This window comes from Endozoicomonas sp. 2B-B (assembly GCF_053470045.1).
This window is the reverse complement of sequence record NZ_JBLZMU010000001.1, coordinates 2,470,445-2,493,898: the sequence shown is the minus strand read 5'-3', so window position 1 is coordinate 2,493,898 and position 23,454 is coordinate 2,470,445. Positions and strand designations below refer to the sequence as shown.

At 48.2% G+C, this 23,454-nt stretch carries 14 protein-coding genes; 3 read left to right on the top strand and 11 right to left on the bottom strand.

The annotated features are described in order from the left end of the window. Positions 1–656 precede the first annotated feature (656 nt). Both ACOMHB_RS10325 and ACOMHB_RS10320 read right to left on the bottom strand, forming a co-directional pair. Positions 657–2,393 (bottom strand): PT domain-containing protein, encoded by a 1,737-nt coding sequence (locus ACOMHB_RS10325; RefSeq protein ID WP_448216548.1) that lies wholly within the window; start codon positions 2,391–2,393, stop codon positions 657–659. A 164-nt stretch (positions 2,394–2,557) separates the two neighbouring features. Beyond that, entirely contained in the window at positions 2,558–2,803 is a 246-nt protein-coding gene (locus ACOMHB_RS10320) for a hypothetical protein (RefSeq protein ID WP_448216547.1), read from the bottom strand. A gap of 374 nt (positions 2,804–3,177) precedes the next feature. Between ACOMHB_RS10320 and ACOMHB_RS10315 the strand changes: the two genes are divergently transcribed. Then, on the top strand, positions 3,178–4,644 hold the full coding sequence (locus tag ACOMHB_RS10315) for a hypothetical protein (protein WP_448216546.1): 1,467 nt from the start codon (positions 3,178–3,180) through the stop codon (positions 4,642–4,644). Between the two features lie 458 nt (positions 4,645–5,102). Continuing rightward, positions 5,103–5,690: a flavin reductase family protein gene (locus ACOMHB_RS10310; protein WP_448216545.1), complete on the top strand. Its 588-nt coding sequence runs from the start codon at positions 5,103–5,105 to the stop codon at positions 5,688–5,690. A gap of 120 nt (positions 5,691–5,810) precedes the next feature. Here the strand turns inward: ACOMHB_RS10310 and ACOMHB_RS10305 are convergent, their stop codons facing one another. The 5 genes from ACOMHB_RS10305 to smc form a co-directional block, all read right to left on the bottom strand. Beyond that, positions 5,811–6,395: a transglycosylase SLT domain-containing protein gene (locus tag ACOMHB_RS10305; RefSeq protein WP_422137584.1), complete on the bottom strand. Its 585-nt coding sequence runs from the start codon at positions 6,393–6,395 to the stop codon at positions 5,811–5,813. A gap of 3 nt (positions 6,396–6,398) precedes the next feature. Beyond that, positions 6,399–8,441: an NAD-dependent DNA ligase LigA gene (ligA, locus tag ACOMHB_RS10300; protein ID WP_448216544.1), complete on the bottom strand. Its 2,043-nt coding sequence runs from the start codon at positions 8,439–8,441 to the stop codon at positions 6,399–6,401. Positions 8,442–8,636: 195 nt separating this feature from the next. Continuing rightward, on the bottom strand, positions 8,637–9,719 hold the full coding sequence (gene zipA, locus ACOMHB_RS10295; RefSeq protein ID WP_448216543.1) for a cell division protein ZipA: 1,083 nt from the start codon (positions 9,717–9,719) through the stop codon (positions 8,637–8,639). A 217-nt stretch (positions 9,720–9,936) separates the two neighbouring features. After that, entirely contained in the window at positions 9,937–10,119 is a 183-nt protein-coding gene (locus tag ACOMHB_RS10290) for a hypothetical protein (protein WP_448216542.1), read from the bottom strand. A 92-nt stretch (positions 10,120–10,211) separates the two neighbouring features. Further along, positions 10,212–13,721, bottom strand: a complete 3,510-nt coding sequence (smc, locus tag ACOMHB_RS10285; protein WP_448216541.1) for a chromosome segregation protein SMC — start codon at positions 13,719–13,721, stop codon at positions 10,212–10,214. A gap of 259 nt (positions 13,722–13,980) precedes the next feature. Here smc and ACOMHB_RS10280 point away from each other — a divergent pair, with 259 nt between their 5' ends. Continuing rightward, on the top strand, positions 13,981–14,964 hold the full coding sequence (locus tag ACOMHB_RS10280) for a transposase (RefSeq protein WP_448216540.1): 984 nt from the start codon (positions 13,981–13,983) through the stop codon (positions 14,962–14,964). 291 nt (positions 14,965–15,255) lie between these two features. On the opposite strand, the gene ACOMHB_RS10275 is transcribed toward ACOMHB_RS10280, so the two are convergent. From ACOMHB_RS10275 to ACOMHB_RS10260, 4 genes are all read right to left on the bottom strand, one after another. Then, positions 15,256–16,575: a hypothetical protein gene (locus tag ACOMHB_RS10275; protein WP_448216539.1), complete on the bottom strand. Its 1,320-nt coding sequence runs from the start codon at positions 16,573–16,575 to the stop codon at positions 15,256–15,258. 533 nt (positions 16,576–17,108) lie between these two features. Then, entirely contained in the window at positions 17,109–18,701 is a 1,593-nt protein-coding gene (locus ACOMHB_RS10270) for a hypothetical protein (RefSeq protein ID WP_448216538.1), read from the bottom strand. A 320-nt stretch (positions 18,702–19,021) separates the two neighbouring features. Further along, entirely contained in the window at positions 19,022–21,211 is a 2,190-nt protein-coding gene (locus ACOMHB_RS10265; RefSeq protein WP_448216537.1) for an RING finger protein, read from the bottom strand. Between the two features lie 378 nt (positions 21,212–21,589). Next, positions 21,590–23,236 (bottom strand): RING finger protein, encoded by a 1,647-nt coding sequence (locus ACOMHB_RS10260; protein ID WP_448216536.1) that lies wholly within the window; start codon positions 23,234–23,236, stop codon positions 21,590–21,592. Positions 23,237–23,454 lie beyond the last annotated feature (218 nt).

Sequence of the window (23,454 nt, the reverse complement as noted above, 5' to 3'; positions counted from 1 at the left end):
GGGAAAAGCATACATTGCCGAGAGTAGAGCAACCGCCAGGCCGGGTCTGGAAATATTCATAACTGTACTCTGTCTGATTTTTTAAAAGCCAAAACTGCAGCATCTTTACTGTGATAATTCTCTTTAAGTTCGTCGTAAATCCTAGCAGCCTGTCGGACTTAAGCGTCCGTAGCGAGGATTGCAAGAAATTGAGGATAAAAATCTCTGTTTCTGAGGAGAATAGCGAGCTATTTGACGAAGAAACAGAGATTTTTAGACCAATTTATTGCAACCGCAGTAGGACAGTCTTAAGTCCGACAGGCTGCTAGACCGGATATTTCACAAATAAAGGGTGACACTCCCCCCTTGTCGAGGGTGTCACAAAACTCTGATTCCCATGCTTTCGGACCTTGTGGGTCCCAGCTAGGGAACCCATACCTATCTCACGGTGTAGAGTCTGCTTTTCAGTGGAGGTATGCATTCCCACGCATAAGCCTCCATCAGCAGTCACCGGGTGCCCCTTGGATCTACAAACACGCAAGCGGAAGGCTCTGCACCTGCGCGGCCCGGCCTGCGCGGCGCGGCCTTCACGCCTTATATCACCGCCCTAAAAGGGCGATGGTTTACGGCGATTTACGCTAATCCAGATTACCGACTTACAGGAGGCTAGCAACAAACTATGGCTGCTTTTCTTCTGTCAATAGAGTGTGCACTGCACTCCTACCTCTCAACCGACTGATGCATTTTGGCATCAACTGGATTACCGGCAGCCCCACCCCCAATGTAGCGGCTAACGCCTGACTGGTATGTCTAATCCAGTCTTGCCTGATCCGATGTGAAAGATAGAACCAGCCTTGAGTAATGACCTGGTCCACAAAAACAGCGGCGAGTCCTATGCCTGCTATTTGCCCCGGGGTTAATCCTGCCGCACTGGCATCATTCTTTACCTGAGCATCGGCACCAACAATAGCGTAGGGCACCGGGGTTATAGAAGTAGATGTTGGCATTGTGCAATTAGCTGCAACTTCAACACCTGCTTCAGACCATTCGCTCAATGAAGCAAACCTTGGTTGATAAGTCTTTTTCACTGCAGGATCACAGCCATAATCACTGTTGTAATCAGTTAATATCCAACCCCATGCCAGTTCTCTGTCTTTTAATCCAAAGGCTCCATGAATCACATTAATCTCAGTACAGATACTGTTCCAGATGTTACCCATATACAGATCGGGACGCGATGGATCAGCTGAGTTAATGGATAGATCATTGTCAAACTGATCAACGACTCTGTTACAGGAAGAACCGACAAAGCGCATAATGTTGTTTCTTGGCCATAAGGAAATAGAGAACAACTTACCACTGCCTGGTCCATAAGAGGATATTGGATCTCCAGGGGGTACAAATATAACGGTTGTAGTGTTTCTCATGGTCAATCGCACTTGCCCTGTTTGTTGATAACAGGAAACACTTATTGCAGCGTGAAAACCATATTTTGTTTTTTTTAAGCCTTGCAGTAGATCAAATTCAGAGTCCATAAATCGATAGACGAAAGTCTCTTCTGTTCCTCTCCCGTCAGCAAAATTTGTACATCCCAGCTTTACTGGTTGGAGAGTCTTACGATAATCTGCCGGATCCAGTACCACCTTGATGTTGTCTGCAACAAAAATACCCGCACCTTCCAGTTCAAGAATGCCTAAAGGTATATGATTCTCTTTACCGGTGGAGTCTGAGGCAGCCGTCGCTGAAGAACCGCCGCTGTCCAGAGGATTTCTGGAATCAATTTCGATATTCGCCAGATAGTAGACAGCATCATTATTGGGTGCCGACATCACATAATGATTCTGTATACCTCCCTCGATTACGAACTCTGGCCGAATATCTTTACTGTTCCCCACAAAAGCTGAGTTATCAGGCAACTGAAAACTCTTTACTCCCCTGATATCGTCGCCACTATCGGGCACAGTCAATGGCAATTCATAAACGGCGGGGTGTTCCTGTCCGGGTGATTGCGCATCAAAGATAAACAATGTTGGAATGCTGGTTTCAAAAACCTCTTTATCCAGCCTTGTTGTAGCCGATATTTTTTTTATATTGACCGTTTCGGGAATTGGAGAAGCACTAGGTGAAGCCGTTGAGTATGATGTTGTTGGAGATATCTGATCGTTTTTTTCCCTGATCAGAGCCTCAAAAGCCGACAAATGATAGTCACACACCTTCTTATCCACATCGCTGGCTAAATCAGAGCAACTTGAAACCTTCGTATCTGTGGGACTGCCTGTTGGCGCATCTGTCGGACTGCCTGTTGGCGCATCTGTGGAACTGCCTGCTGGCGCATCTGTGGCGTAGACATGACAGGGTAAGGCATAAATTATTGACAATAAAGTGATGACCAAACTGTATCTGGAAATATTCATAACTGTACTCTGTCTGATATTTTAAAGTCACAACAGATGAATCCTTACCACGATAATCCTATTTAATGTCTTCATAAATAAAGGCAATGTCTTCAACAGTAGGAAATGAGCCTCATGCTTTTGGAATGTTTATATCAGGAAGCCGGTAACACTGCTTTAAAAATTCATATTACCGACTTGCAAAGAGCTTTGTGCCAAACCACGATCGAGCTTAATGTGTCAACAGAGTATAGAATCTCTTTCCACTCAATCCACTGCCACATTTTGGGTAGCGACTGGACTGCTGACTGCCGGGTACCTGGCTTCTGACCTGAGGTTAATCCTGCTGTGCCAATATTATTCGTGGCTTTGGAAGTCGGCAAATCAGAATGACAGGCAACATCAAAGCCTGCCGAAGACCATGTACTCACTGAAGCAAATCCCGGTTGATAACGCTTAGCAAACACATTCGAACATTTGTGGGAAGCGGCTGGATCAACGTCTATCAAGCCCCATGCCTCATCTCTGCCTTTTAATCCAAATGCTCCCCGGAATGCCAAACGTGAACACCCTGCACAAGATGGTTGTTCAGGACGAACAAGATTAGGTTTTTGTGCTGTGGGTGGGGCTTAATATTTACCCTGAGATCTGTGATTAAAATCAGTGTGTAAACGTTGCCAATGGTGAAGGTTTTTTTATTAAAATCTGAAAAGTCTTTACAGCACTGAATGGAACAATTTTTTTGATGGATAAGTATAAATACAGAGTCTAGACTTCATGTCGATTGCTTCAAGGGGTCCTGAGCATGATCACGCTGAAACACTATTTATTAGCCCGATTAGTCGTCCCTTTACTCCTGTTGATGGCTTTGTTTGCAGAAGCCCGGACGACTCAATCTCCAAACGTCAACTCTTCTCCAGCCACAACCTCTTCTTCTACAGCACCCTATTCTCCTCTGCCGACAGTATTGTGTGACTCTCTTACGGGACTAACGACGGGGGTTATTCAGCGGCTGAACCAGTACAGCAAACTTTTTAGTGGACGACAGTGTATTGTTCTCACTGCTGATCCGACAGGGGAGACAGAGGATCTGAGTGAGACGATCAAACGGATTCCTGAAGACACTGTTATACTGCTCTCTTCCGAGACTCTGTCTACTGCGTCATCTACTTCTACATCCTCTCTCCCTCCGGTGGATAAAACCCAGGTTGAGTATCTTATTGATAAAGCAATAGTTTTGAAGAACGGTCAGAACATCATTGGTGCAGCAGACGATGGTTTTGAAATAGTTATCAGAGTTGATGCAGGTTTTAGAGATCTATCTATGGTCTTTATTGATGACATGCACGATTTCGATAAAACCAGAGACAGTCACATAAGGCATGTTACTTTCCAGCCCGTTGGACCTGATAACAATGTGGGGGCTTTTTCTATTATTTATGCTGGTTGTTATAACCGGAAACTGATTGTAGAAAATAACCTGTTCCATGTCTCTGTCAGACGGGCCGGACTTTACTTCTCTTGCGCAGGCCCCCTTGATGCATCGGTGAACCAGAGTTCGGGCCTGCGGTTTGCCGATAACACTATGATAGGCAAATCCATACTCTACGGTGGGAGGGATATTGTTCCCAAAGGGATAGATATTTATTATGCCGGTACGCAGCAGTTACAGAAGATCGCTGTTATTGGAAATAGATTCAAGGGCGAGATGGCACACGCGGGTGACTTTTACCTACCGGCAGGGAGCAGTATGGATATTTTCAGAAACATTGTTGATATCAACAACAATACGCTAGGCAAGAAACCTCTTCCAACAGGATTAGCTCGTTTTAGAGATGGTTTCCTTCTCAGAGGTAGTTATGATACTAAAGTCAACTTGCTACCTCCTCTTTTTAATCTGGCAGGCAATCGGATACGCTCAAAAAATACAGCTATAGGTATCGAAGGACACATTAAACTGGCACTGGCCTGTAACCATCTCAAGGCGGTCAATCCGTGGCGACAATATCCACCTTCATGGTGGTGGCGACCACAACAATACGGCTTGAAAGCCGTTGATCCACTACCATTGGCAGGAGAGTGTGAAGTCACTGAGGATTCAGCCGGTGCCATGGTAACGCCCACTTCAGCGAAAGTCTGCCAGGTTTTCAATACCTGGAGGTCTATCAATGGTTCCATGATCAATCCTTTGAGTGGACTGGACAGCCTTGATGGTCAGCTATTCAGTCTTGATGGTCAGTCATTTTTGATTTATGAGTCTGCCCCTCGGTGACTGTTGTTTCCTACAACACGAACTCTGAGGCCGACGAGGCCGGCACGGTGTCCACTTAAACACCTTCAACCATTTGCCCCTGGCAGACGGTCGTTAAACTTCTGGAAAACGGTATTCCGCTTTCCAAACTCACAGTAGGTCACGCCATGGAATACCTATACGAATGAGATAAAGCATACGATCAGGCTTGTTATTTATACGGGCTTGTTTGAGAATTGGCTGAAGCTTCAACCAGTGCTTGTCACGGAGCATGAGGCGGGGCATAAAAGATTCGTATCAGGGCTTGTGCGAACTGCAATGATACGGGTCTGTGAACCTTTCTCAAGCCTGCGAACAAAACCTCAAAAGCCCCTGGGCCACCAAAGCCCGAATTCGATTGAAAAGTATAAGAAACAGCTTGCAAAAACAGAGAGCTGATTTTTCCAGGGAAGCGTGTTATGCACCTTAACGTAGAAGAAATGTCTGATACACAAGCCTATCACTTATTGACCCAAACTGTGATTCCCCGGCCTGTGGCCTGGGTGCTCACTGCTAATGAAGAGGGCGATTTTAATCTGGCACCGTTTTCATTTTTTACCGCAATCAGCAGTAACCCACCGCTGATTATGTTTTCTGTCGGAAGTAAGCCCTCTGGCGAAATAAAAGACACACGTCGCAATATTTTGCGTAGCAGATCGTTTGTTGTTCATATTGCACCTTCCTCATTAGCAGAAGAAATGACTGAGACAGCTCGAACGCTGGACTATGGCCAATCTGAATTAGAGCGTATTCATCTGACAACCAACAATGATTGGCAACAATCACTGCCTCGCTTATCTGAATGTGATATCGCTTTGTACTGCCAACTCTATGAGTATCAGGAAATCGGCAAGAACAAACAGGGACTTGTATTCGGCGAAATCAAACAAGCGTATCTGTCGGATAAAGTCGCATCTAAAGGCGAACGGCTGGTCATTGATGCAACTCAGGTAGATCCCATTTCTCGACTGGGTGGTAATGATTACGCTGCGCTGGGTAAGATCATTACCATTCAGCGACCCGTTTAACTGGCGCTATTTTTCGGGATGAAAGTCATTCAGAGGCCTTTGATGATCTCTTGAAGAAAGCGAAAATGACGATAACGTCCCGAACTGCGATCAGTCGCTGAATCCTTGGAGGCTTCTTGCTCAAAGACGGCAACGTCGAAGCTGGGCACCGTAGTTTGAGGCTCGGCTGTGCACTTTTTTAGAGGTATTCAACAGCCAGGTTTTTTTCTTGTGACTACCCCGTTTGTAGCCGCCCCAACCCTCATGGTAATTCAGGTACAGCAGATCGGTATGCCACAGAGAGACACCATTGATAGTACGCGTTTTATGGGTATACCAGCCAATAAAATCAATGGCATCCTCAAAGTCATCCCGCGCCTTGAACCAGCCACCATTCTCTTTCAGATACATCTCCCAGGTGCCGTCCAGGGCCTGGGCATAGCCGTAGGCCGATGAACTTCTGGGCAGTGGTATGAACAGGAAACGGGGTCTGGGGGGCCTTACATCATGACGATAAGCGGACTCCTGATACATAATAGCCATCATGACCTGGATGGGAGTCCCCCATTTTTCATTGGCTTTTTTAGCATGGCGATACCAGCTACGCTTTTCTTTAAAAATACTACAGAGGTTATGAGGGTTGGCAGGTGGTGTTGTACTGGTGGCACAGCCGGTCAGAAAAAGAAATCCGGCTATGGTTACGATCAGTGCCAACCTTCGTTTCACTTATCAAACTCCCCATTCCTTCAGCAAATGAGCAAACTCATCTTCTGTGACGACACGAACGCCGAGATTTTGAGCTTTAGTCAGCTTGGATCCTGCCTTTTCTCCGGCCAGTAACGCCGTGGTTTTTGCTGAAACAGAGCCGGTGACTTTGGCTCCCAGCTTCTGTAATACAGCCTTGCCTTCATCACGGGTCATAGTGAGCAGGGTACCTGTCAGCACCCAAACCTCACCTGCCAGTGGTTGAACCACGTCGGCTTCCGGTTCGGCTTCTTCTTCCCAGTGCACCCCAACCTTCAGCAGTTCATCAATCACTTCAAGATTATGTTCCTGCTTAAAAAACTTTTCAATATGAGCGGCAACGACCGGGCCAACGTCATCCACTTCCTGTAACTGCTCAAGGGTCGCTGACCTGATCGCCTCAAGATCACGATAATGAGCCACCAGACTCCGGGCAGTCGCTTCACCTACCTCACGAATGCCGAGGCTGTAGATAAATCTGGCCAGTGTCGTTTTCTGACTAACCTTCAGAGCATTGATCAGGTTAGTGGCTGATTTCTTACCCATGCGCTCCAGGGATGCAACAGGCTCTACTTCGAGCTTGTGGAGATCAGCGACAGTATTCACAAGACCTTTGTCGACAAACTGCTCCACCAGCTTATCACCCAGGCCATCGATATCCATGGCTTTTCTGGAAGCAAAGTGCTTGATAGCTTCCTTACGCTGGGCGGAACAATAAAGACCGCCGGTGCATCGGGCTGCTGCTTCGTCTTCATCTCTTTCAACGTCTGAATGACAAACCGGGCAGTGTTCAGGCAACTCAATATCTCTGGCATCATCCGGTCTTCGGTCGGGAATGACCCGAACCACCTTCGGAATCACATCCCCGGCACGGTGAATCACAACGGTATCACCGATTTTCAGCCCCAGACGTGCTACCTCGGCCATATTATGAAGGGTTGCATTGCTGACGGTGACCCCACCCACAAACACCGGCTCGAGTCTGGCAACCGGGGTAATGGCACCGGTTCTTCCCACCTGGAACTCGACGTCTTTCAAAATGGTCATTTCTTCCTGGGCGGGAAACTTGCGAGCAATGGCCCAGCGGGGAGCACGGGCGACAAACCCCAGTTGTTCCTGCTGGGCCAGACTGTTGACCTTGTAAACGATACCATCAATTTCGTAGGGCAAGGCTTCGCGCTTGTCTTCTATTCTGGAGAAATATTCAGCGCAGGCAGCAGCCCCTTTCACTACGCGCAGTTCAGGGTTTACCCGCAGGCCCCAGGTTCTAAAACACTCAAGAATATCGGCATGTCTGTCTGGTAACTCACCCCCTTCAACAATGCCGGCACCATAACAATAAATCTCCAGGGGTCTTTTCGCCGTTATTTTTGAGTCAAGCTGCCTCAGACTGCCCGCTGCTGCATTACGTGGATTGACAAACACTTTTTCATCCCTGGCTTTAGCTCTCTGATTGAGTCTTTCAAAACCTTCCCTGGGCATAAAGATTTCACCACGGACTTCCAGACGATCAGGCCAACCATCGCCCAGCAACTTCAGAGGAATAGAAACGATGGTGCGCACATTCAGAGTGATATCTTCACCGGTCCTGCCATCCCCCCGGGTAGCACCTCGCACCAGTGAACCCCTCTCGTACAGAAGGCTGACCGCAATGCCGTCCAGCTTGGGTTCGCAGGCATATTCCACCACTGAACCAGTGCCCAGACGCTCCCGTACCCTGCGGTCAAAGTCATTGAGATCATCCTGGTTAAAAGCGTTATCCAGTGACAACATGGGCAGTTCATGACGAATCTGTCCAAACGCCGACAGAGGTGCGGCACCCACACGCTGGGTGGGTGATTCAGGTGTGACCAGCTCCGGAAAGTCCGCTTCGATGGACTTCAGCTGTTGCATCAGGCGATCATAACTGGCGTCGGCAATGACGGGATCGTCGATTACATAATAACGATAGTTATGATCATCAATCTGTTCTCGCAGCTTCTGAGCTTGTTGTTCGGCTTCCTTGAGAGAGAGCTTAGTCTGGGTCATGATTCTGTTACTTAAGCGGCCTGAAGTGATTGTAAACAGCCTTGAGCTATTAAACTGACAATTCCCGGGAGGTACGAAGCCGTTTCTGGTTTCCTCGCCGACGTCGAAGGAGCCTGATCGCGAGGAAACGAGATGTTGGAGTTTTGCGACCCTCAGTCCGGGAGAGGATTTGGATTGATGAAGGCTAGAAAGAAATCAGTCAACCATCTTCTGGGTTAACTGTTTTCTTTCGAAATCACGAATGCGTTGACGATAGTGCTCCAGCGTCTGTTGAGTCAGTACACTGAAGTGCTCGTCTTTTAGCTCTCCACCCAGATCCAGTGCTAACTGACGAACCGTTTCTTCCATCAGCATAAACGATTTGAGTGGCTCACGGGGCCCCGGCAATCCCATAAAGATACTGACTGCCGGTGTATCAGTCGATTCCAGTTTGCCGATGTCAAAAGTGCCCGGCTCTACCCCGTTTGCCATGCTGAACAGAATCTGCCCGGTTCCATCTTTGTTGGCATAACGATGAAAGATCGACATATCACCATAGCGCATGCCCGAAGCCAGCAGGCTTTGGAGCAACCTTGCTCCGTTAAACTTTTCGCCACCTTTAGCCAGCAGATTGATGACCAGAATTTCACTGGCAGCAGGACGATCCGCCAGTTTTTCCTGATTGACAGGACGGTGATTTTTTTCCGCTCTTGCAGGTTTGGTCGTTGTAACAGGTGGGACAGCCACCTGGGGTTCTTCAACAAACCCGGGCGTCAAAGTAACGCTTTCCTGCACAGGTGTGCGCTCTTCAACTCCGGGGGCTGGTTTTTCAATCTCTGGAGTGGGCTCTTCAACTCCAGCTCCGGGCCTGGCAGAAAGCACTTCCGAGACATCATCCACCTGGGTCAGGACGGGTAAGGGTTCCGACGCTTTCTGAACCTCTGACGCTTCGACAGGCTGCGCCTGCAACGATGTCACTGGCCTGGCAGGCGCTACTATTTCTGATTCAAGACTGGATATTTCCGGCTCGATTCGCTCCCTTACAGGCAAATGGGATGATTCTTCCGAACGTACCCAGCCCTTGACTGTTTCCAGCTTCTGGGGGCTTCCCTCAGACTTTCTGGCTCCACCATTGGGCAATTCACTACCAAATTCGTCTTCGTTACCTTTTACATCTTCAAGACCGAAAGACAGTTCTGACGCTCTTTTTCTAGCCAGACGCATACGGCGGTATCCATCAGCCAGAACGCCAATAATGACGACGATTCCGATTACTACCAACCAATCTCGTAAACTCATGTCCATGCCGCCTGCTTACCCAATGGATTGTTGCTGCCTGAAAATCAACAACCCGAAAACGCAAAAAAATCTGAAAATTGTAAATCAGTAAAATGTGCTACTATGTTACAGCAAAAAATCTTGTAATCAGACCGTTGTCTATGACTATTGTCCAAGACTGCTGCTGAAACACGTCCTTAATCATTACTTTCACATCGCTGTTCGGAAAGTGCCAGAATCAGGACAAACGAATCGCTCTGACCTGAAACCCTATTCTGGCGAGTATTTGTTGTCCCTTCAAGCGCAGACCACGGATATCATTAACAATCTTCTTCAGGCACCTGGCCAAATGGGCAGGCACCTGAATAGTGATAACTTTTTCCAGCCGCCAGTGCAACTCTGTAAACAGTTCACCATTCACAAGAGGGTTGCACAGCAACAAATTTCTGAATCTTAACAACGAATAACAAACCAATATATTAGAATACAGCCTGTAAAGACTGTTCCCGAGACTCAGAGTTCTGCCATGGCTGCGGCCTCTTCCACATCCACAGATACGGGCCTGGAGACACCGGGTTCCTGCATCGTTACACCCACGAGTTGATTCGCTGCCTGCATGGCGATCTTGTTGTGAGTGATATAGATGAACTGAACCTTGTCACTCATTTCCGAAACCATTTTGGCGTAACGGCCCACATTGGCATCATCCAATGGCGCATCCACCTCATCAAGCATACAGAAGGGTGAGGGGTTCAACTGGAAGATGGCAAAAACCAGGGCAATCGCCGTCAGCGCTTTTTCACCACCAGACAGCAAATGAATGGTACTGTTCTTCTTACCCGGTGGTTGCGCCATAATCGCCACCCCGGTATCCAGCAAATCTTCACCGGTCAACTGCAGATATGCCCGGCCACCGCCAAAGACTCTGGGGAACAGCTCCTGCAAGCCGGAATTGACCTTATCAAAGGTCACTTTAAAACGCTGGCGGGTCTCCCGGTCGATTTTGCGGATAGCATTTTCCAATGTTTCCAGTGCGGACTCCAGATCCTGATTCTGTGCATCCAGATAGGTTTTGCGTTCCGACTGGGTTTCGTATTCTTCGATCGCTGCCAGGTTGATCGCTCCCAGCCTTTCAATCCGCGCCTGCAGTCTTTCCAGCTCCTGCTCCCAGGTTTTCTCGGTGGCTTCTTCCGGCATGTTGGCCAGAACGGTATCCAGATCAAACTGGTCTTCCCGCAATTGATCCGACAAGGTCGTACGCCGGACCTGCATGCCTTGCCAGTCCATTCTTAATTTCTCAAGTCTTGAACGGGCCGTCTGGGCTTTTTGCTCAGCTGACTGTCGGCTCCTTTCCATTTGTTGCAGTCGTTGTTCAACGTCTTCCAGTTCGCTGCGAGCCTTCTGCATGGCTTCCTCTTCTTCCAGCCTTCTGGCCAGAAGAATCTCCAGCTGTTCCTGCAACTCTCCTTCAGGAGAATGGGACTCCGACAGTGACGCCTGAAGCAACTCCCGGCGCTCCCGCAGCTTTGTGGATTGCTGGCTGAGTCGCTCGATAGCCGCCCGCAGGGATTCCGCCTGACTGTTGATGGTTTGCTGCCTCAAGGCCAGCTGATGCAGACGATCCTTATCCTGACGGGAAGTCTGCCGCAACTGTTCCAGCTTCTCCCGGCCCTTCTCTCTTTTTTCCAGCAAATCCTCTTTCAGACCACTGTCCATTTCCATTCGATCCAGAGCGTCCTGAAGTCGCAAACGAGACTCTCCGATACTTTCCTGTTCAGCCTGACTGAGCTCCTGACATTCAGCAATCTCGTGCTGAAGTCGGGTACGTCTTTCTGAAAACTGCTCGAGCCTGACTTTTCGGGCACCGAGATCCGCTCTGACCTCACCCTGGGTTCGGTTAAGCTCAGTGATCTGGTGTTGAGTCTGCTGTCGGCGGGTTTCCAGCTGCTCGGCCAGAGTTCTGGCATCAGCCAGACGTTCTTCTACCTGCAGGCTAAACGCTTCCAAAGATTCCATTCGGCTGCCAAGCTCTTCAAGCTCCTGCTGACGGGCCAGAACACCGGAGTGATTGTCTGTTTCACGACAAACTCTAAGCCAGTTTCTGGACAGCCAGATACCCTCTCTCGTGACGATGGATTCGTGAGCCTGCAGGGAAGCTCGAGCAGATAGAGCCGCTTCCAGTGAATCAGTGACATAAATGCCTGCCAATAACCCTTTGGCCTCACTGCCTGACTGTACTTTGCTGGCCAGGCTATCCAGTCCCCCTTTGCCACTCTCAGTGACCTGATGGGCAGAAGCATCCAGCAAAACCGCTGTGCCCTGTTCCAGAGAATTCAAAAACCCTGCAACAGGGTCCAGATCATCCACACAGAGTGCCTGCAGGCTTTCTCCAAGAACGGTTTCAACGGCCAGTTCCCAGCCTGACTCCACCTGCAGTTTTTCGGCCAGCCTGGGTGCCGATGCCAGTCCATGCTGCTGCAACCAGACCATGACCCCGGTGTCCTGCCCCATAGCCGCCTGCTGCAGAGCTTCCAGAGAAGCATGACGCCCTCTGATCATACTCAGCTCATTGCGATGGCTGTCACGATCTTCCTGTAACTGATCAAATTGAAGGCGGTTTTCCTCTATGTCTGAGGTAACCTCTTCCAGTTTCAGTTCGTGATTTTCGCGAGTCAGCTCCAACTCGGTCAGCTTTTCGGAGAGCAATTCCATCTCTTCAATGTCTTCACCACCGCCAAGACTGCTGCTCTCTTCACGCAGACGCTGTTCACGCTCCTGCAAACGCTCCAGTACGGTTTCAGCATGTTGAATCCTGGACTGTTCTACTTCAGCCGCCTTCTGAGGCTCATGGGAGCGTTGATTAAACTGATCCCATTCCTGTTGCACACGAAGCACTTCCGCTTCCACCTGGGCAAGAGAGTCACCAGACTGGTATTCCTGCTCCTGAAGCATCTCCAGCTCAGGCTCAATCTGCAATTTTTCTGCTTCCAGAATTTCCAGCTGAGACTGATCTTCAGCCATCTGTTCCCGGGCTTCCTGCCAGCTTTGTTCAAGCTGTTGCAGGTCGTGGCTCAGTTCTTTGGCGCGCTCTTCCTTGTGGCGAAGCGTCTGCTCAATCCGGGTGATTTCATTGCCCGTGCCATAATACCTGGCCTGGGTTTCATGGAAATGATCACTCAGCTCCATTTGCTGGGCGCGGTCTTTTTCCATCCCGGTGTCGGAAGAGCGCTGTTCACTGACGGCAGCTTCCAGCTGGACTTCCAGCTCGGAAATCACATGTTCCTGATTCCTGACCTTTTCATCGATGCCTTGCCAGCGCAGGGCCTGAAGCTGGGCTTTTTTCAGTCGTTCATCGGCCTTGTATTCTTTGTACTTTTCTGCCGCTTCGGCCTGTCTCTGCAAATGCCCGAGACGACGCCCCAGCTCCTCACGCAGGTCAGTCAGTCTTTCAAGGTTTTCATTGGTTCGGCGAATGCGGTTTTCTGTCTCACGGCGGCGCTCCTTGTACTTGGAGATACCGGCAGCTTCCTCAATAAAGACTCTGAGCTCTTCCGGCTTGGACTCAATCAGCGTGGAAACGATACCCTGACTGATGATGGAGTAACTGCGCGGACCCAGGCCGGTTCCCAGAAAGATATCCATAACATCTTTCCGGCGACACTTGTTGCCATTGAGGAAGTAAAAGTTCTTGGCTTCCGAGGTGAGCATCCTGCGAACTGAAATCTCGCTGTAGGCAGCAAATTCGCCAGTGACCCGACCTTCGTTGTTATCAAAGATCAACTCTACCGTCGCCTTTGCTGAAGGCTTGCGACTATTGGAGCCCTTGAAGATAACGTCGGTCATGGATTCACCACGAAGGTGCTTGGCAGAAGATTCCCCCATAACCCAGCGCACGGCGTCAATAATATTGGACTTGCCGCAGCCGTTGGGACCAACGACACCGCACATATTGGAGGGAAAATGAACCGTTGTGGGATCCACGAAGGATTTGAAACCGGCCAGTTTGATCGATTTAAGACGCATCTTTTCCTTAGTTCGTAGCTATCAGGACCACAGCTGCCTGGTTATCAGTAGGTAACAATTCTCTACGAGTGTACACAGATTATGCCCATCAGGAAAAGTCGTTGTAACCGAAAGCTTTGATCATCAGCCTTCAGGCAAGTTCAGCAAGAAATAAAGAAAAAAAGACACCCAAGAAAAAAAGACACCCATAAATTTGCTTTACCATACACATAGTCTACTTTTCACCTACAACTGATTTTTTGCCCAGACAGGTGAGTTCATGGCGCAAGCTCGCAATACCCTGATTGATCCCAGCTCAACTCCTTACTACCACTGCATGGCAAGATGTGTTCGTCAGGCTTACCTCTGTGGAGAGAACCATCTGACTGGCAAGAATTACGAGCATCGCCGCCAATGGGTGGTGGATAAACTTCGGGAACTGGTTTCAGTCTTTGCTATCGAAGTCTGCGCTTACGCTGTCATGTCAAATCATTATCACGTGGTTTTGCACATCAATCAGTCATCTGCCAGAGGCTGGTCACGGAATGAAGTGCTTCATCGTTGGACGACCTTGTTTGCAGGTCCACTTCTTGTGCAAAGGCATTTGGCTACTGACAAACTGGGCAGCGCTGAGCTGACCCGTGTCGGTGAATATGTTGAAGAATACCGGCGTCGTTTAACGGATATCAGCTGGTTTATGCGCTGCCTGAATGAACATCTTGCTCGTGAGGCCAATAAAGAAGACCAGTGTAAAGGACGCTTCTGGGAAGGACGCTTTAAAAGCCAGGCATTGCTGGACGAAGCAGCGTTACTGACCTGCATGACCTACGTTGACTTGAATCCGATTCGGGCTGGAAAGCTAGAAACACCGGAAGAGTCAGAGTACACGTCGATTCAGGAACGGGTGGAGCAGGTTACACATTCTGAGACTAAAAATCAGCCGCTGACCCTGAAACCTTTTTGTTTGCAGGGTCAGAATACGGACGTTGCCCTTCCCTACCTTCTTCACGACTATCTGGAACTGGTTGACTGGAGTGGCCGCATTGTCAGGACAGATAAGAAAGGTTCCATCCCGTCGTGTACCCCTCCTATTCTTCAAAGGTTGGACATTGATCCGGATGAGTGGCTGAAAACCATGCAATGGAATAATCGTTTTTATCGGGCAGTTGGCCGTCTGGAGGCGATGAAGGCTTACGCACTTGAAGCCGGACAGAAGTGGCTTCAAGGCTTAAACGTCTGTAGCCGTTTGTACCTGACAGGTTAGCGTAGAAGTCAGTTAAGAAATTAAACACTTTCTCTTTATCCCTCCTCGACTTTAAGTTGGAATAAGTTTGTGTTGTCTGAATCATGGCCTGAGCAGCCTCTGTTCGTGGGATGCTTCTGTATGGCTCGCTGATAGACTATTCGAAGATAGGTTTTTAGATCCTTTTTTAGGAATACAGTTTTTAGATGTCTTAATTATTTAATGGGTGTCTTATTTTTTTTTTTTTATTTATGGGTGTTTATGGGTGTCATGTACCTCTGACGAGGCTTTAATGGGTGTCTTTTTTTTATTTTAGGTGTCATGTGCCTGTGTGCCTCGCTGGGCGTCGTCAGTCGGACTTGTCTCGGAACACTCAATAATGCCCAGAATACTTTCTAAACGAGATGCTTCATGACAATCACCATAATTCTGGCTCTTTATAAGCATGTTACTCATTTCCTGCCTGACGTAGTCCGTCACACTTGCCCTTGCATCCCGGATAATGCGTAGCAAACCATTCGCATCAGTCCAACGCCTGGTTTTCAGGCTCTCTAACAGCATGTTGCTCAGTACCTGCTGGTCGTCTTCCAGCAGACTTGTCTCAGTGTCCTGAATAATGCCCAGAAAACGACCTACACTATCCCAATCCCAACGCTTCCGGGCCTCTATCAGCATGTTACCCAATACCTGCTGGAGGCCGTTCGTGAGACTTACCCTGGCATCCCGAATAATGCGTACTAAACGATCTACTTCATCCCAATCCCTATTAATCAGGGCCTCTGTCAGCTCATAACCTAGTTCTTCGGGGGCTTCTTGCATCCCCCTTGCCCCAGTGCCCTGATCACTGAGTTGTTGTGTTCCCTGAGGCAGCAGGGTATCAACCGGCCTTTCCTGATTTGTTATTGTCTCTGCTCTTTGAGTAGTCGCGTCGGAGACACTGGCAGAAGCCATTTGTGAGGAATGAGTATCCGTCGGCTCGTTACAGGAATCGGGTAAGTCCACCTGTGCTTCTTCGAGTTCCCGCCGGGCGTCGTCCTTCGGACTTGTCTCGGAACACTCAATAATGCCCAGAATACTTTTTAAACGAGATGCTCCATGACAATCACCATAATTCTGGCTATTTATAAGCATGTTACTCATTTCCTGCCTGACGTAGTCCGTCACACTTGCCCTGGCATCACGGATAATGCGTAGCAAACCATTCGCATCAGTCCAACGCCTGGTTTTCAGGCTCTCTAACAGCATGTTGCTCAGTACCTGCTGGTCGTCGTCCAGCAGACTTGTCTCAGTGTCCTGAATAATGCCCAGTAAACAACTTACACTACCCCAATCCCAACGTTTCCGGGCCCCTATCAGCATGTTACCCAGTACCTGCCGGGGTTCGTTCGTGAGACTTACCTTGGCATCCCGAATAATGCTTACTAAACGATCTACTTCATCCCAATCCCCATTAATCAGGGCCTCTGTCAGCTCATAACTCAGTTCTTCGGGGGCTTCTTGCATCCCCCTTGCCCCAGTGCCCTGATCACCGGGTTCAGGACCCAATATTTCTGTTAACTCAGGCAAGTTTTTTCTACATAGCGGGCAGGTTGACCTTGCCTCAAGTGGAGTATGTTGAAACAACTTCTGCATACAATCTCTGTGAATTTTATTGTTACAACATGGAATGAGTGTCACAGCTCTGCCAAACACGCGCTGACATATACAGCACCTGCCGTTCGCTTCAGCAGGCTGTCTGTTTTGAGAATGATTAACTGAGTTACCTGGCTTTAAGTTATCCATTATTAATACTTCCCTGCAAAATTGTTTAAACCTGGTATTTGACCACCAGTCTTCAGGAAAGTTCCATTTCGGTCTGCCCGTGGAAGAGCATCAAACTCCCTCTCATTTAAGATCTGGAGAACAACCACGATGAGGAAACTACCGCTCGTATCCACAACAATAATGCTTGCAGCCTGTTAGCAGGCTGTGTCACTGAGCGATGGTTCGGGACTGCATATCAACAATGACTGCTGGACCGCCAGATCTTGTTCTTCTTTACTATTTGCTCAGGCGCGTGAAAAGAGAATAAAACCTTTTTGATTTTCTGAGCGACACCTTTCAGTGATCCGCTTGCTGACCTTGGCTTCTCGCGGAATTGACCCCGAATATGCATGAGCGGTCCCTCACGATGCCTTGCGTCTTCGCACGGACATCCGGGATGCAAGGGCTGGCACCAAAGGCGGTGAAACAGGGTCCACACTGATGCCAAAGATTTTACTCATGACGTGATCACCCATCCCGTCGGTAGTGAGTATCTTAAGCAAAGGGCTCAGTATTGTGGGGGTAATAGCCTGGGCAAACCCTGTTTTAAGCTCCTGCCACTGCTGCTGCATTGGTGATATTTCGCTTTGCCCTGACAGTGCTGAAAATTCCCTGCAGGCAGCTTTTTCAGCATCGTTTTCGTCGGCGTATATACCGAGACACTTAAAGCCTTTATCGCCAACATCACCACCTTGATGTTCGATAAATGTCAGCAATTGATCAAGCAAATGGCGCAAGCCCTGTTTATCATGACACGACAGGTTTTTGGCCGATTTCTCGCCGATTTTGAAGATGATTCTGGAAAAAAGCATGCCAATTTCAGGGGATAAAAGGCTTTGTGTCGCAGGCAAATTTAATGCTTTGGCTAACCCTGGATTATGATCCGATAACTGATCCACAAAGCGCTGAAAATCATTATACTTCTGTCGCAACCCATCAAGATCGGTTTTAATCTGCGAAGCCTCATAAATTAAATCATCCTGAGACAGCATTGCCGATTTTGGAACCGTTGTTGTAAACAGAAAAGATTGACTATCGTGATTGAGGAAACGATCACGGTACTTCTTTTGCGGATGCTCTGCATAAATTTCTTTCAGTTTCTTGTATGGCCACCGTTCGGTATAGCTTGGGCACTCGATGTAATTTTTGCGACCAGCCTGGCAGACAAGGTAGTGCCCCTGTTCACTGTACCCACCATCGACTTTGGGATCTAGCGGGTAACTGACACGGAGAAATGTTTTCTTATCCGTTTTGGCCAGATAACAATTGTCATCATCGTGTTCACCATCGCTTTTGCCCAATAGGGTCTGAAGAACAGCCAGCATTGATTTCATTGATGCCAGATAACTCCCTGAGGAGTCCATATAATCGGTAAACTCCTTCAAGGTTTTACGGTATTCACAGCCATTACAGCGGACAAAACCATCTTTAAGATAAAACCCCTTTAGTGCCAGACGGCTTATTAATTCCTTTACGTCAGCGCCTTGGATGTAAGGTAACAAGGGGTGAAAACTTCGTAATCTTTCAGCGTAATCTGGCACCTCATCAGCCAGAACAAATATTTTATCTTGCCCATGTTCGCCAACTATCCTGGAAGCCTTTATCACTCGCTTATCGGTGTAGTCGTTGACCAGAAATATTTTCACATCCCGGTGCCTGATGGCAGTCATACGAAACTTGCAATCATACCCTGACTCTGGCTGAAACTTCAGAAAAACTGACTCACCCCTGGCCACCGTTATTTCAAAATGATTTATTTGATCAGCTTTATCGCTGACAATTCCTGCCCAAACCAGATAACTCTCTTGGCTGGCCCGAGCATGCATTTCATCCAGATCAATACTGAACTCAGTGTCACCCTTATCATTCTTGACATCCAATTTTTTGATAGAATTTTGGGATACTGATGGTAAAGGTCGAACCGGAATAAAGATCCTTGACTGTGCAGGAAACATAATTAAAACTCCTTTAAAAAATACTCACTCCTTATTAGGGCTTAAGCACCAAATAAGTACTATGAAACTTAATAATCCCTCAAGCTTTTCGTTGTCCCGACCAGCAGCTAACCGTTTAAGTTTTATACCGTCAACAGCGAATGACAGTCACATTTCTGCCAAACTTTTCTCTTAACTGAATAATCGTTAAGCTTCGTAACACCTTAAATTCCAGTAGATCACGAACTTTGTACGCCGTCCTTGCTCCGCTGCTCTTGATAATCTTCTGGAAAATATCTGCTTTATCCCAAGACTCATTATCCAAGGCCTCTATCAGCTTGTCACTCAGTGCCTGCTGAGCTCCGAGCATCAGCCTTGCCATCGTCCATCGGCCCTGCTCCGATGCTCTCCAGAATGCATCGAATTCTATCTGCGTTATCCCAGGAATCGTTATACATAGCCTGTACCCGCATGTCACTCAGTGCCCGCTGGTCGTCGTCTGTCAGCCTTGCCCCGGTGATCTGGATAATGCCTTGAAAACTGTCTGCCTTATCCCACAACCTCTTTAGCACAGCCCCAACCAGCTTGTCACTGAGTACCCGCTGGTCGTCGTCCGTCAGCCTTGCCACGGTGTCATCGTCCATCAACCTTGCCCCGGTGCTCTGCATAATGCCTTGAAAACTATTTGCGTCATCCCACGACCCATTTTGCACAGCCTCTATCAGCTTGTTACTCAGTGCCCGCTGGGCGTCGTCCGCCAGCCTTGCCATGGTGCCATCGTCCATCAACCTTGCCCCGGCGCCCTGGATAATGCGTTGCAAACTAAATGCTCTCTCCCATAACCCATTGTTCACAGCCTCTATCAACATGTTAATCAGTACCCGCTGGTCGTCGTCCGTCAGCCTTGTCATGGTGCCCTGTATAATGCTTTGCAAATTATATGCGTTTTCCCACGATCCATTATTCACAGCCTCTATCAGCTTGTGACTCAGTGCCTTCATGTCGTCGTTCGGCAGTATTGTCCAGGTGCCTTTAAAAATCTGCTGTAAACGATCTGCGATATCCCAAGACTCATTATTCAACGCCTCCATCAGTTTGTTAGCCAGTGCCTGCTGGTCGTCATCCGACAGCCTCGCCCCGGTGCCCTGGAAAATGCGTTGAATTCTATCTGTGTTATCCCACAACCCTTTATTCACAGCCTCTATCAGCTTGTGACTCAGTATCCGTTCATCGGCGTCCGTCAGACTTGCCCCGATGCTTTTAATAACCTGCTGTAAAAGATCTGCGTTATCCCACGACCCATTATTCAAAGCCTCTATCAGCATGTTACTCAGTGCCCGCTCGGCTTCGTGCGTCGGCCTTACCCAGAGAATTTTGCCCGTCGGCCGTGCCCCGGTGTCCTGGATAATGCGTTGCAAGCTATATACTTCATCCCACAACCCATTATTCACAGCCTCCATCAGCTTATTACCCAGAGCCCGCTCGTGTTCGAACTGCGGTATGGCCCTGGTGCCCTTAATAATCTGCCGTAAAATATCCGCTTTATCCCAGGACTTATCATCCACGGCCTCAATGAGCTTGTTACACAGTGCATCCCTAAAATTGTTCGGCATCCTTACCATGGTGTCCTGGATAATGCATTGCAAACTGTATGCTTTATCCCACAACCCATTATTCACAGCCTCTATCAGCCTGTTACATAGTGCCTTCTGGACATCGATGCTCAGCTTTGCACCGGAGCCCTGGATAATGCACCGCAAACTATCTGCTTCATCCCACAACTCATTATTCACAGCCTCTATCAGCCTGTTACCCAGTGCCTTCTGGACGTCGTACCTCGGCGTTGCCCCGGTGCTCTTAAAAATCTGCTGTAAAAGATCTGCCTTCTCCCAAAACCCAGTATCCACGGCCTCTATGAGCATGTTACCCAGTGCCAGTTTAGCGTCATGCTCCACCCAGATGTAATTGGGCTTCAGCTTTATTCCAGTGTCCTGAATAGCGCGTTGAATGTTATATGCCTTATCCCATAACCCATTATTCAGAGCCTCTGTCAGATTGCTAATCAGTGCCCAATAATCGTCTTCCGTCAGGCTTGCACTGGTGTCCTGAACACTGTCTTGTTGAAGTTCCGTAGGAGGCAGGGTATCCATCTGTCTTTCATGACTTGTTGTTGTCTCTGCTTTTTGGGTAGCGGAAAAATTACCAGAGGCCGATTGTGAGGAACAGGCAATCAGAGGCTCGTTAAGCGAACCTGGTATGTTCCGTTGCGCCCCGACGCTAACTGAGAAAGGTTCTGATTGCGCTGAATCAAGCTGCCCGGCGTTGCACAATGGGCATCTTAGCCTTACCTCCAGTGGAGTAGCTTGAAGCGCCTGTAGCAAATAGGCTGTATCAATTTTTTTCGAACAACAAGCGGTGACGGTCACATCTCTGCCAAACACTATTTTGCATATAGGGCAGCTATTACCTGCTTCAGCAGGTTGGCTATTTTGAGAATGATCAAATGGGTTAGTGGAGTTTGGATTTATCATGATTAATTCCTACATGAAAGTTTTTTCAGTTAAAGTGCGAAGAAGTCATCTGCGGGATCTGCAAACTATTAAATACCAGCTTGATAGTGAATTCTCCTGGCAGACCTTAGCGCCACTTAATTTGATCCTATGTTTTTGACAGCAGTTAATTAATTTAGTTCCGTAACCAAGGTATTAAAGCTAATACGGGATTGATGCCAGCCGCCCTAACGAGACTGTCGCAAAAATAGCAAGCAAAGCGGATACTGCTTTAAAAAGTGGCTCATATGCTCAGTCAATCCCTGTAAACTGCATTTTCTCGACACTTTTTGCCTTTTATCAGCTTTGCTTACTACTTATGCAACCCCCTCGATTTGGCGAAAGCTTACGGCAATTTTGCTAATAGTCGAACATTGCTCTACGAGTCCCATAAAACATGATACGTATAGCCCGCTCGACTGATGGAGGGATATTCATCCCGATGCCGCGCATAATGCCTTCCATTCGCGATGTGTTTCCTCTCAAATGACTATTTGTTATGGTTTGAACCAGCTTAAGTTCCACTAGATCACGAACTTTGTACGTCGTCCTTGCTCCGCTGCTCTTAATAATCTTCTGGAAACTATCTGCTTTATCCAAAGACTCATTTTCCAGGGCCTCAATCAACTTGTCACTCAGTGCCTGCTGAGCTTCGTACGTCAGCCTTGTCACCTTGCCATCGTCCATCAGCCTTGCTCCGATGCCCTCGAAAATGCATTGAATTTTATGAGCCTTATCCCAGGACTCATTATTCACAGCCTCTATCAGCATGTTACTCAGTGTCCGCTGGTCGTCGTCTGTCGGCCTTGCCCCGGTGCTCTGGATAATGCCTTGAAAACTATTTGCGTCATCCCACAACCCATTTTGCACAGCCTCTATCAGCATATTACTCAGTGCCCGCTGGTCGTCGTCCGTCAGCCTTGCCATGGTGCCATTGTCCATCAACCTTGCCCCGGTGCCCTGAATAATGCGTTGAAGACTAAATGCTCTTTCCCATAAGCCATTATTCACAGCCTCTATCAACATGTTAATCAGTGCACGCTGGTCGTCGTCTGTCAGCCTTGTCATGGTGCCCTGGATAATGCCTAGCAAATTATATGCGTTTTCCCACGATCCATTATTCACAGCCTCTATCAGCTTGTGGCTCAGTGCCTTCATGTCGTCGTTCGGCAGTATTGCCCAGGTGCCTTTAAAAATCTGCTGTAAACGATCTGCGATATCCCAAGACTCATTATTCACAGCCTCCATCAGCTTGTTAGCCAGTGCCTGCTGGTCGTCGTACGTCAGCCATGCCCCGGTGCTCTTGATAACCTGCTGTAAAAGATCTGCGTTATCCCACAAGCCATTATGCACAGCCTCTATCAGCTTGTGACTCAGTGCCAGCTTGGCGTCTTGCGTCAGCCTTACCGAGGGCATTCTGTCCGTCTGCCTTGCCCCGGTCTCCCGGATAATGCGTTGCAAACGATATACTTCATCCCACAACCCATTATTCAAAGCCTTTACCAGATCGTTTCTCAGTGCCCAGGTTTCGTCCGTCTGCCTTCGACTGTTGCCCTGAATACACTTTTGTCTCATCCCCTGAGTAGGCAGAGCATAAATCTGTCCTCCGTTAGGCAGAGTATAAATCTGTCCTCCGTGAAGTGTCGGCATCTCTGCTATTTGAGCAGCGGAAAAACCTCCTGAGGCCGATTGTGACAAACAGGCACCCTGAGGCTCGTTAAGGGAACCTGGTATGTTTCGCTGCGCCCCTGCGCTGACTAATGAAGGTTCTGATTGCGCTGAATCAGGCTGCCTGGCTTTGCATAATGGGCATTTAAGCCTTGCCTCCAGTGGAGTAGCTTGAAACGCCTGTCGCAAACAGCCAGTGTCAATTTTTTTTGAACAACAAGCAGTGACAGTCACATTTCTGCCAAACACTTTTTTGCATATAGGGCAATTATTACCTGCTTCAGCAGGTTGGCTATTTTGATAACGATCAACTGGATGAGTTGAGTTTGGATTTATCATGATTAATTCCTCCATGAAAGTTTTTTCAGTTAAAGTGCGGACAAGTCATCTGCGGGATCTGCAAACCATTAAATGCCAGCTTGATAGTGAATTCTCTGGACAGACCTTGGCGCCACAGAATTTGATCGTATGTTTTGACAGAAGTTAATTAATTTGGTTCCGGAAAAAAAAAGACACCCATAAATTTGCTTTACCATCCACCTGGTCTACTTTTCACC